Annotated in this window: 11 protein-coding genes; 3 read left to right on the top strand and 8 right to left on the bottom strand. The window is 70.1% G+C overall.

What is annotated here, in order from left to right; translation table 11 throughout:
- Positions 1–496 precede the first annotated feature (496 nt).
- Positions 497–1,759 (bottom strand): DNA topoisomerase IB, encoded by a 1,263-nt coding sequence (locus MKK49_RS00495; protein ID WP_244026046.1) that lies wholly within the window; start codon positions 1,757–1,759, stop codon positions 497–499.
- 87 nt (positions 1,760–1,846) lie between these two features.
- Positions 1,847–2,275, bottom strand: a complete 429-nt coding sequence (locus MKK49_RS00490) for a GNAT family acetyltransferase (RefSeq protein ID WP_244026045.1) — start codon at positions 2,273–2,275, stop codon at positions 1,847–1,849.
- Positions 2,276–2,334: 59 nt separating this feature from the next.
- On the opposite strand from MKK49_RS00490, the gene MKK49_RS00485 reads away from it, so the two are divergent.
- Together MKK49_RS00485 and MKK49_RS00480 are read left to right on the top strand one after the other, a co-directional pair.
- Positions 2,335–3,486: a glycosyltransferase family 4 protein gene (locus MKK49_RS00485; RefSeq protein WP_244026044.1), complete on the top strand. Its 1,152-nt coding sequence runs from the start codon at positions 2,335–2,337 to the stop codon at positions 3,484–3,486.
- Positions 3,483–4,142, top strand: coding sequence for a class I SAM-dependent methyltransferase (locus MKK49_RS00480; RefSeq protein ID WP_244026042.1), 660 nt, complete (start codon positions 3,483–3,485; stop codon positions 4,140–4,142). The genes MKK49_RS00485 and MKK49_RS00480 overlap by 4 nt, the downstream gene beginning before the upstream one ends.
- Here the strand turns inward: MKK49_RS00480 and MKK49_RS00475 are convergent.
- From MKK49_RS00475 to MKK49_RS00465, 3 genes are all read right to left on the bottom strand, one after another.
- Positions 4,132–4,824 carry a hypothetical protein gene (locus MKK49_RS00475; RefSeq protein ID WP_244026041.1) on the bottom strand — a complete coding sequence of 231 codons (693 nt, stop codon included), beginning with the start codon at positions 4,822–4,824 and terminating at the stop codon, positions 4,132–4,134. The two genes, MKK49_RS00480 and MKK49_RS00475, sit on opposite strands and share 11 nt — an antisense overlap.
- Positions 4,825–4,954: 130 nt before the next feature.
- Entirely contained in the window at positions 4,955–5,362 is a 408-nt protein-coding gene (locus MKK49_RS00470; RefSeq protein ID WP_244026040.1) for a DoxX family protein, read from the bottom strand.
- A 376-nt stretch (positions 5,363–5,738) separates the two neighbouring features.
- Entirely contained in the window at positions 5,739–5,981 is a 243-nt protein-coding gene (locus MKK49_RS00465; RefSeq protein ID WP_244026038.1) for a hypothetical protein, read from the bottom strand.
- Positions 5,982–6,329: 348 nt separating this feature from the next.
- Between MKK49_RS00465 and MKK49_RS00460 the strand changes: the two genes are divergently transcribed.
- Positions 6,330–6,551, top strand: a complete 222-nt coding sequence (locus tag MKK49_RS00460; protein WP_244026051.1) for a hypothetical protein — start codon at positions 6,330–6,332, stop codon at positions 6,549–6,551.
- Between the two features lie 100 nt (positions 6,552–6,651).
- On the opposite strand, the gene MKK49_RS00455 is transcribed toward MKK49_RS00460, so the two are convergent.
- The 3 genes from MKK49_RS00455 to MKK49_RS00445 all read right to left on the bottom strand — a co-directional run bounded on the left by MKK49_RS00455 (position 6,652) and on the right by MKK49_RS00445 (position 10,055).
- Positions 6,652–7,032 (bottom strand): hypothetical protein, encoded by a 381-nt coding sequence (locus MKK49_RS00455; protein WP_244026050.1) that lies wholly within the window; start codon positions 7,030–7,032, stop codon positions 6,652–6,654.
- Between the two features lie 192 nt (positions 7,033–7,224).
- Complete coding sequence (locus MKK49_RS00450) at positions 7,225–9,579, bottom strand: xanthine dehydrogenase family protein molybdopterin-binding subunit (RefSeq protein ID WP_244026036.1); 2,355 nt, start codon at positions 9,577–9,579, stop codon at positions 7,225–7,227.
- Complete coding sequence (locus MKK49_RS00445) at positions 9,576–10,055, bottom strand: (2Fe-2S)-binding protein (protein WP_244026035.1); 480 nt, start codon at positions 10,053–10,055, stop codon at positions 9,576–9,578. Before MKK49_RS00445 ends, MKK49_RS00450 begins: the two co-directional genes overlap by 4 nt.
- Positions 10,056–10,133 lie beyond the last annotated feature (78 nt).

The following is a 10,133-nucleotide window of genomic DNA, read 5'->3' as shown; positions in this document are numbered from 1 at the left end:
GGCGGATTGTCGACCCGCGCGAAGGGGGCATCGACCGCCAAGACCCCGGACCGGCACGCCGCCTGAGGTGTCCGCGCTACCGAATACGCACGCCCCCCGGACGCTGTTTTCGAAAGCCAAGATGATCCGGCACGGAGCGCGACAGGCGCCCTCTCCCGGTAGTTAGGGAAATAGAAGATGGCTTTTCCAGGCGCTCGAACGGGAAGCAAAACGCTTCGAACAGTCGAGAGACTACCCCTCTTATGCAACAAGCGCGCTAGGGTGACGAGTTTGTGAACTCCAAAAAGGTCACACACCTCACCCCAACCCTCTCCTTCCAGGAGAGGGGGCCTGTCGCGACTGTTCGAAGCGTTTTGCTTCGCGTTCGAGCGCCGGGAAAACCCATCTGCGATTGCCCTACCTTCCGGGGGAGGGAGCCTGTCGCGCTCCGTGCCGGATCATCGTGGCTTTCGAAAACAGCCACCGGGGGGCGTGCGTATTCGGTAGCGCGGAAACCTCAGGCGGCGTGCCGGTCCGGGGTCTTGGCGGTCGATGCCCCCTTCGCGCGGGTCGACAATCCGCCTCCGGCCGCCTTGGTCTTGGTCTTCGCCTTGGTCTTGGCGTTCGCTTTGGCCTTCGTCTCGGCAACCTTTCCGAGCGCTGCCTTACCCTTGGGCGACACGCCTTTTGCCGGCTTTCCGGCCGCTTTGGCGAGGCGGGCCTGGAGCAGGCCGAGCACGGCCGCCTCCTCGGGCTTCAGGCGGGTGAGGTCGTGGCGCAGCTCGTCCTCGACGGCGTCCTTCACCTGCAGCAGCAGGTCGCCTTCGAGGTAGCCGTCGAGCACCTGCGGATGGATGTAGCACTTGCGGCAGATGGTCGGCGTGTTGCCGAGCCGGCTCGCCACGCTCTCGATGGCCGTGCGCAGGTTCTTCTTGGCGGCGGCCGCGCTGTCGAACGCCTCGAATTCCTGAAGCGCCAGAGCGGCCAGGACCGTGCCGGCCCACGTCCGAAAGTCCTTGGCGGTGATGGGCTGGCCGGTGATCGCGCGCAGATAGGCGTTCACGTCGGCCGAGGTCACGTCGCGGACCGTGCCGTCGGCGTCGCGGTACTGGAACAGCTCCTGGCCGGGCAGATCCTGGCAGGCCTTGACGATCCGGGCGACGCGCCGGTCCTTGACGCCCAGATCCCAGGTCTTGCCGCTCTTGCCCTTGAACCGGAAGGTGAGCGCGCTGCCCGCGATCCGGGCGTGGCGGTCGCGCAGGGTGGTGAGGCCGAAGCTCTTGTTGGTGCGGGCGTAATCGTCGTTGCCCACTCGAATGAGCGTGGTCTCGAGGAGATGCACCACCGTCGCCAGCACCTTTTCGCGCGGCAGGCCGGCCTTGCCCATGTCGGCGTCGACGCGGGCGCGCAGACCCGGCAGCACGTCGGCGAAGGTCATGATGTGCTCGAACTTGGTCTGGTCCCGGGCGGCCCGGAACCCTTCGTGGTAGCGGTACTGCTTGCGCCCTTTGGCGTCGCGCCCCGTGGCCTGGATGTGGCCGTTGGCGCGGGCGCAGATCCACACGTCGGTGTAGGCGGGCGGGATGGCCAGCGCCCGGATGCGGGCCAAGGTCTTCGCGTCGCGCACGGGTGCGCCCTTGGGGTCGCGGTAGGAAAAGCCGGTGCCGCTCCTGCGGCGGGTCAGGCCCGGGGTGGCGTCGTCGACATAGGCGAGGCCCGCCTCCTCGGCCGCGTCGCGCGGATCGGCGACCGTGCCCTCCTCGTCCCGATCCGACGCCATTCTGGTGCTCCCCCGGGTGGTTTCGTGAGGCAACAACCGGTGGCCGGGCAGCCGCGTTCCGGGCGCGACATCGCGTTCGACGCGCCCCTACAGCCAGCGTTCCATGACGGTGCGCGGAACGGCGTCCCAGCCGAGACCGGCGTAGAAGTCCCGCACGGCGGTGTTGGTGTCTCGGATCATGAGCTGCGCCTTCGGAACGCCGCGTGCCCGCAGCCACTCTTCCCCGGCCGCCACCATGGCCCGGCCGTGACCTCGGCCCCGCGCATCCTGCGCGACGGCGACGTAGTAGAGCCAGCCGCGATGGCCATCGTGGCCGACCATCACGCTCACCGCCACCCTCCCGTCCGGTGTGACGCCGACGAGAACGTCGGAATTCGCCCGGCCGGCGGCGCGGTCGATATCAGCGTCCGGATCGTTGTGGGGCACCACGAGGCCGCAGGCCCGCCACAGGGCGATCACCGCCGCGCGGTCGCCGGCGTCGAACGGCCGGATCGTCAGGCTTTCGGTCGTGTCCATCGTCTTGCCTTCCTGCCGTCTTGCCTCCCCGCACGGCGAGGCATGCTACAGGCTGACGGATGGATACGCCGCTCCACTCGCCCCAAGCGCAAAAGACCCTGGTCTTCGTCGTCACCGAGGACTGGTTCTTCGCCTCCCACTTCCTGCCCATGGCGCGGGCGGCCATCGCCATGGGCCTCACCGTGGCGGTGGTGACGCGGGTGCGCGACCACCGCGCGCCCATCGAGGCGACGGGCGCGCGGGTGATCCACCTCGAGGCCGAGCGCTCCAGCCTCAACCCGATGGCGGCCGGCTACGCGGCGGGCCAGCTCGCCGGCATCCTCAAGGCCCTGAAGGCCGACATCGTCCACTGCATAGCGCTCCGCGCCATCCTCGTCGGCGGCACCGCCGCCGCCATGGCGGGCATCCCCGCGCGGGTCTACGCGCTCACCGGCCTCGGGCTGCTCGGCGCCCGCGCCGACGCGACCGGCCGCCTGTCGCGCCTCGCCGTGCGCGGGCTCATCCGGGGCCCACTGGCTTCCAGGAAGACCCGGTTCCTGTTCGAGAATCCCGACGACGCCCGTGCGCTCGGCCTCGACCCGGCCGACACGAACGTCACCCTCGTCGGCGGGGCCGGCGTCGATCCCGATGCCTTCACGCCCCGGTCCCTGCCGCCGGCCCCGCCCCTGCGGGTCGCCCTGGTGGCCAGGATGCTGTGGTCGAAGGGCGTCGACACGGCGGTGGAGGCCGTGCGCCTGGCCCGCGCCAGCGGGGCGGCCGTCGAACTCTCGCTCTACGGGGCCCCCGACCCGTCGAACCGCCGGGCGATCCCCGAGGCGACCCTCCGGGCTTGGTCGCGCGACGGCATCGAATGGCACGGGCCCACCGCCGACGTCGCCGGAGCGTACGCCGCCCACCACGTCGCCTGCCTGCCGTCGCGCGGCGGCGAGGGCCTGCCGCGCACCCTGCTGGAGGCCGCCGCCTGCGGGCGCGCGCTTCTCACCACCGACGTCCCGGGCTGCCGGACCCTGGTGCGCGACGGGATCGAGGGCCTCGTCGTCCCCCCCGACGATCCCGCCGCGCTCGCCGCCGCGCTCATGCGCCTCGCCGCCGATCCGGGCCTCGTGGCGCGGATGGGCGACGCCGCACGGCAACGCATCCGGGACGGGGGCTTCACGGAAGAGGCCGTGGGCCGCGCCGTGTGTGCGATCTACGCCGAGCTCGTCGCATGATCGCCTCGCCCGATCCCCTCGCCTTCATCCGTGAAAACACCCGGCTGCTGCCGGTGCCCCATGCGCCCGAGATCGTGCTGCATGTCGCCGACGAGGCCACCGCCCTGTGGCAGAAGACCGAGGATGAGCTGGAGGCCATCGGCCTGCCGCCGCCGTTCTGGGCCTTCGCCTGGGCGGGGGGGCAGGCGCTCGCCCGCTACATCCTCGACAACCCGCACGTGGTGGCCGGGCGCCGCGTCCTCGATTTCGCCTCGGGCTCGGGCCTCGTCGCCATCGCGGCGGCCAAGGCCGGGGCGGTGCACGTGACGGCGAGCGACCTCGACGGGTTCGCGATTCCGGCCATCGGTCTCAACGCGGCGGCCAACGGTGTGGCCGAACGGATCGAGGCCGTACGCGACGACCTCATCGGCTCCGACCCCGGCAGCGCCGTCGTGCTCGCCGCCGACATTTTTTACGAATGCGATCTGGCCGGCCGGGTGACGCAGTGGCTTGCCGGGCTGCATGCACGCGGCGCCACCGTGCTGGTGGGCGATCCCGGCCGCTCCTACCTGCCGCGCGATCGGCTCGAACGTCTCGCCACCTACGAAGTGCCGGTGAGCCGCTCGCTGGAGGATGCCGAGATCAAGCGGAGCAGCGTCTGGCGCTTCACCGCCTGATCGCGGCCGGCATCACGGCCCGCAGGACGAAGTGCGTCGGCCCGCACAGGGCGAGCGGGATGCCTGCAACGAGGAGGCCGAACCAGGCCCAAGCCGGCATCCAGGTCTGGGCGGCGGTGTCGCTCATGCCCCAGACGTAGTTGATGTTGACCGGGGTCAGGCCCGGATCGGGCCGGGGCGCCGGCATGGCGAGGAAGCAGATCGCCAGCACCACCACGGCGAGGCCCGACCACGCGGTCCAGGCGCGCCGGTCGTAGCCGAGCCGCCAGACGAGGTAGACGAGCAGGAACGGCAGCCAGCCGTGGAACAGCGACAGGCCGCGCAGGAAGGCCGAGTTCTCGGACTTGAACATGTAATCGGTCATGCCGGTGAGCGGCATCCCGAACAGGCCGGCGGCGAAATCCGCCACCCAGATCACCTGCGGCGCCAGGATGCCGACGGCGCACATGGAGACGAGGAGCGCGCTCTCGGTCCAGAGACCGACGAGGGTCAGGATCAGGGCGATGTCGCAGAAGTACAGGAAGTTCGTCGGCCCATAGTACCAACCGTAGGTCGGCACCAGCACGGCCATGAAGGCCGTGTAGGCGAGCTTCAGGGCGAGCGGCAGGCGATGGGCGCGCGCCTCCGGCTCGGAGGGAAGCGCCGTGCCGTCCCAGGGTGCCGGCGAGAGGGAAGCGCTCATCGTCTGAAAATCCGTCCGTCCGGCCCTGATCGGCTCCTGGTCAGGGACGATGCCGTGCCGCCGTCCCCAACGCGGTGACGAACGGCACAGCTTGACGCAGGCGGCCGGTCGGAACCGGCCGCGGCGCTTGCTAGAACCGGCCGCGGCGCTGGGCGTCGAGGCTCCACGGGCCGGCGCCGGCGGCGGCGAGGTAGAGGAACACGAAGCAGAACAGGATCGCCGCGTCGCCGCCGTTGAGGGCCGGGAACGGGCTCTTGGGCGCATGCGCCATGAAGTAGGCCACCGCCATCTGGCCCGACAGGAGGAACGCCACCGGCCGGGTGAACAGGCCGAGCACGATCAGCGCGCCGCCGACGAGTTCGAGCACGCCGGCCAGCCCGATCAGGGAGATTAGCTCCGGCGCGCCGCCGCCGCCCATGCGCGGGGGAAACCCTAAGAGCTTCTGCGTGCCGTGGGCGAGGAACAGCAATCCCGCCATGATGCGCAGGACGCTGAGCAGGCGCGGAGCCCAGGTCGTCGAGAGGGCGGTGGTGTTCATGCGGTGTCACGCTCCGGGGGAGGGCACGGGGCCCACGGGATGGAGTGTCGCATCGAGCATGAATTTCACGTTCGGTCGATCCACACCGGCCACGAACGGACGGGACCGATCATCGGCCCGTGTCGGGCGGCACGGTCGACGGCGTCTGCGGCGCCGAAGAGACCCCCTCAATCGGTGGCGACGGCCACGAGGGAGAACAGAGCCGCCAACAGGACGTTGCCGACGACGACGAGGGTGAGGACGAGCATGGCGGAGAAACTGGGCGTTCGAGGATCGGGAGCCGAACCATGCGGCCACGGATCTGGCCCGTTCGTGAACGCCAGGGTCCGGTCTGCCCAACAACGCGGAACGGCGTGAACGAAACGTCTCACCCGAATCAGGGGAACGGGTTTCCGGGCGAGGCCTTGCCGAGCCGGTCCAGCAGGGCGGCGATCCGGTCGTCCACGGGCTCGGCCAGGGTGGCGGCGTAGAAGGTCCGCAAACTGAGGCCGAGGTGGCGGCGGACGTTCGGCGCGAGGGGCGGCGGTCCGGATCGCGCCGTCCGCGCATCGGCCTGACGTTCGGACGAGGCCTCGCCGTCCCGTGCGCCGTGTGCGCGTCCGCCTCGTGTCATGGGCATCCGGAAGTCCCCTTCCCGCCACGGTGTCGCGACGGCGCCGGATCGGGCGCCATCGGCCATCTCCAACGATCTCACGCCAGGGTTAAGGAGAGTTTTCGCCCGGCAGCCCCGGACCGCGCGCCTCGGGTGCGGGGCAGCAAATAAATCCCGGATCGCCCGATCCGCGGGAAACGGCGCGCCGTCAGGGACTTGGCGCGGGTCCGCTGCGTCGGCCCCGCGCGCGGACCGTTTCAGCCCCGCTGTCAAGTGGTAGACGTCAACCTCGATACCGGTCTACATCCGCTGCTGAGGCGTGAGTGCGACCGCCGCCTGGCCATTTCTCAGTCACAGGAGGTCGAGTTGAGCGGAATGCAGAGTATATCGGTGACCGAGCGTGAGCGGGATACATTGATCGCTGCACTGCGGTATTATCAGTTCTACCGACTTCAGGGGAATCCATTCAATCCGCAGCAGGATCACTTGATCGACGCCATCGCCAGCGAGTCCGGCGAGGCCCTCGATCTGGCCGCCATTGACGACCTTTGTGCCGGTCTCAACGGCAACAAGCATGCCCTGAGCGCCGCCGCCTGAAGGCCGGCACCGACGCGCGGCGTTGCAGTGCAATACGCCGCGCATAGGGAGAAACCCATGGGGAGGAAACGGCCCCGGTCGGGCCGCTCCGCCCCCATCGTCACGGCGCCGCGTCGAGCTGACGCTTCGCTCGCCCGAGGGCGTCCATGCAGCCCTTGGCATCGCCTTTCCCGTCGGCGGTGCGCGCCTCGTCGAGGGCGACCTTGGCCTGCATCGCCTTGTCGCCGCCCTTGCCGGCCTCGGCCGATTTCTCGGGCGGCGCCGTCGGCGGCGTGTCCGCCCTGCCTCCGGCCGCTCCGCCCTCGCCGCCCCGCGCACCGGCATCGGCCTGGCCGCCCGTCGAGGCCGAGATCGACTCCTTCGCCTGATCCTTCACCTTGGCCTCGAGGGCCGCGATCTGGTCCGTGCAGGGCGAGGCGTGGGCTTGGCCGGCCATACCCGCGAGGGTGGCGGCGAGGAAGCCGGTGGCGAGCCATGTCATTGACGTCATCGTTGGGTCTGTCCTGAGAGAATGAGGGCCGAAGCGGCGGCGTCCCTCCCTCAACCCGCCAGGACGCCCAAGGGCTCCGGGCCGGGCGACGGAACCGGCGCTTTTCATGACGAGCACCACGAAAAAGGGGTGCCGCGCGAAGCGACACCCCCTGGTCGTGATGCCCCCCGGAGGGGCGCCGGTTCAGGCGCTGAGCTGATCGCGGATCGGCAACTGCCGGATGCGCCGGCCCGTGGCCGCGAAGATCGCGTTGGCGATGGCCGGGGCCACCGGGGGAACGCCCGGCTCGCCGACGCCGCCGAGCGGCCCCGAATAGTTCGGGTTCGGCAGCAGGTGGACGTGGATCTCCTTCGGCGCGGCGTCGATGCGGGTGATCTCGTAGCCGTCGAAGTTGTTCTGCTGGGCGCGTCCGTCCTTGAACGTGATCTCGGCCGAGAGGGCGAGGCCCATGCCCATGACCACGGCGCCCTCCATCTGCGAACGGATGCGCTCCGGGTTCACCTGCGGTCCGCAATCGACGGCGATGTCGACGCGCTTGACCACGACCTCGCCCTTCGACCCGACCTCGACCTCGGCCGCCACCGCCGTGTGGGTGACGAAGCTGTAGTGCCCGGCGATGCCCAGCCCGGTGTTCTTCGCCATCTTGCGGCCCCAGCCGATGCCCTTGGCCGCCGCCTCGATGACCCCGCGCAGGCGCCCGGTGTCGATGGGGTAGCGGGCCGGGTCCTCGCCGTAGTTCCAGACGTCGCCGAGCGTGGTCGGATCGATCTTGCGATCGGGGCCGATGAGCGCCAGCAGGTACTCCTTCGGGTCACGCCCCGCCGCATGCGCCAGCTCGTTCACGAACGACTGGATCGCGAAGGCATGGGGGATGTTCGAGACCGAGCGGAACCAGCCGATGCGCACATGCGCGTCGGCGGACGGGTTCTCGAGGCGGATGTTGGGCACGTCGAACGGCGTGTTCGTCAGGCCCATGCCGAGCTCGAACGGCAGTTCGTTCTTGGCGCCCGCCGCGAAGATCGACCCGATGGTGGGGGCCGCCGAGCGATGGAGCCAGGCCACCGGCATGCCCTTGTCGTCGAGGCCGGCCTCCAGGCGCTCCACCGAGATGGTGTGATAGTAGCCGTGGTGCAGGTCGTCCTCGCGGGTCCAGGTGAGCTTCACCGGGGCGCCGTCCACGGCTTGGCTGCACAGGGCCGCTTCCAGCACGTAGTCCGGCTTCGACTTGCGCCCGAAGCCGCCGCCGAGCAGGGTCTGGTTGACCCGCACCTTGTCGGCGGCGAGGTTCAGCTTCTTGGCCAGGCGATCATGGGTCGCCTGCGGCGCCTGGGTGCAGGCCCAGGCCTCGCAGAACCCGTCCTTGATCCGCACGACGGCGGCCGGGGGCTCCATCGGGGCCTGGACGAGGTGGGGCACGAAGTATTCGGCCTCGACCCGCGTCTTGGCCTTCGCCATCGCGCCGTCGACGTCGCCCTGGTTGCGCACGACCTTGCCGGGCGCGCGCGCCGCCTTCTCCAGCTCACCCCGGAAGGCGACGGAATCATATGAAGCGTTGGGGCCGTCGTCCCAGGTGATCTTCAGGGCCTCGCGGGCCTTCATCGCCGCCCAGGTGTTTTTCGCGATGACCGCGACGCCGCCCAGCGGCTGGAACTCGACGGGCGCCTCGGGAGCGTCGATCTTGAAGATCTTGACCACCCCGGCGACTTTGTTCGCTTCGGTGTCGTCGTAGCTCACCACCTTGCCGCCGAAGACCGGCGGGCGGGCGACGAGGGCGTAGAGCATCCCGTCGAGGCGGGTGTCGAGGCCGTAGATGGCCTTGCCCGTGGTGATGTCGCGGTTGTCGATGAGGCCGATCTTGCCCTTGCCGATGTACTTGAAGTCCTTCGACTCCTTCAGCGTCACGGTTTCGCGGGCCGGCACCGGCAGTTCGGCGGCGGCGGCGGCGATCTCGCCGTAGCCGAGGCTGCGCTTGGATTTGGCGTGGGTGACGACGTGGTTCTCGGCCTTCACCTCCGAGACCGGCACGTTCCACTGCTTGGCGGCGGCCTGGACCAGCATGAGGCGGGCGGCGGCACCGGCATGGCGCAGGTGCTGGAAGAAGTGGCGCAGGGACCGCGAGCCGTCCGTGTCCTGGTTGCCGAAGCGGGCCTCGTCGCCCCAGGCCTGCGTGACCTTCACCTTGTCCCAGGTGGCTTCGAGTTCGTCGGCGACCACGAAGGCGATGGAGGTGCGGACCCCCTGGCCCATCTCGGCCCGGTGGCAGGTCACCGTCACGGTGCCGTCCGGCGCAATGGCGACGAACACCTTCGGATCGTCCTGCCAGCCATGCGGCATGGCATCGGCGCCGAATTTCTTCGGCTCGTTCGTCTTGTCCTCGGCTTTCGCCGGATCACGCCACGACAGGGCGAGCACCAGGGCGCCCATTCCGCCGAGCATGGCGCGGCGGCTGACGTTCGCGAGGGCGGTCGGGGCAGCCGCGGTGTCGGGGACGAGCTCGGCGGCGAGCTTGGCGGACATCATCTCGGACTCGTGGATCACAGGCGCTCTCCCTTGGCGGCGGGGGCAGCCTGACCGGCGGCCTGATGGATGGCGGCGCGGATGCGCGGGTAGGTGCCGCAGCGGCACAGGTTCCCGCTCATGGCCTCGTCGATCTGCGCGTCCGTGGGCTTCGGGGTGTCGGTCAGCAGGGAGGCGGCCTGCATCATCTGCCCGCACTGGCAGTAGCCGCACTGGGCGACGTTGAGGTCGCGCCACGCGGCCTGGACCGGGTGGTTGCCGTCGGGGGACAGGCCCTCGATGGTGACCACGGCCTGGCCCTCGGCGGCCGAGACCGGCGTCACGCAGCCGCGCACGGCGGTGCCGCCGACATGGATGGTACAGGCGCCGCAGAGCGCCTGGCCGCAGCCGAACTTGGTTCCGGTGAGCCCGACCTCGTCGCGCAGGTACCACAGCAGCGGCATGTCGGGATCGCCGTCGAAGCTGCGTGCAGCTCCGTTCACGGTGAGTTTGATCATCGGTCCATCCTATCCTGAATCGGGTGAGTCCAGCGGTCGTGGACCGCGGGTCCGCCCGTCTGGGTCGCCAATCATGAG

The sequence above is a fragment of the Methylobacterium sp. J-090 genome, from assembly GCF_022829345.1.
Taxonomy (GTDB): domain Bacteria; phylum Pseudomonadota; class Alphaproteobacteria; order Rhizobiales; family Beijerinckiaceae; genus Methylobacterium.
This window is presented reverse-complemented; position numbering and strand designations above follow the sequence as displayed.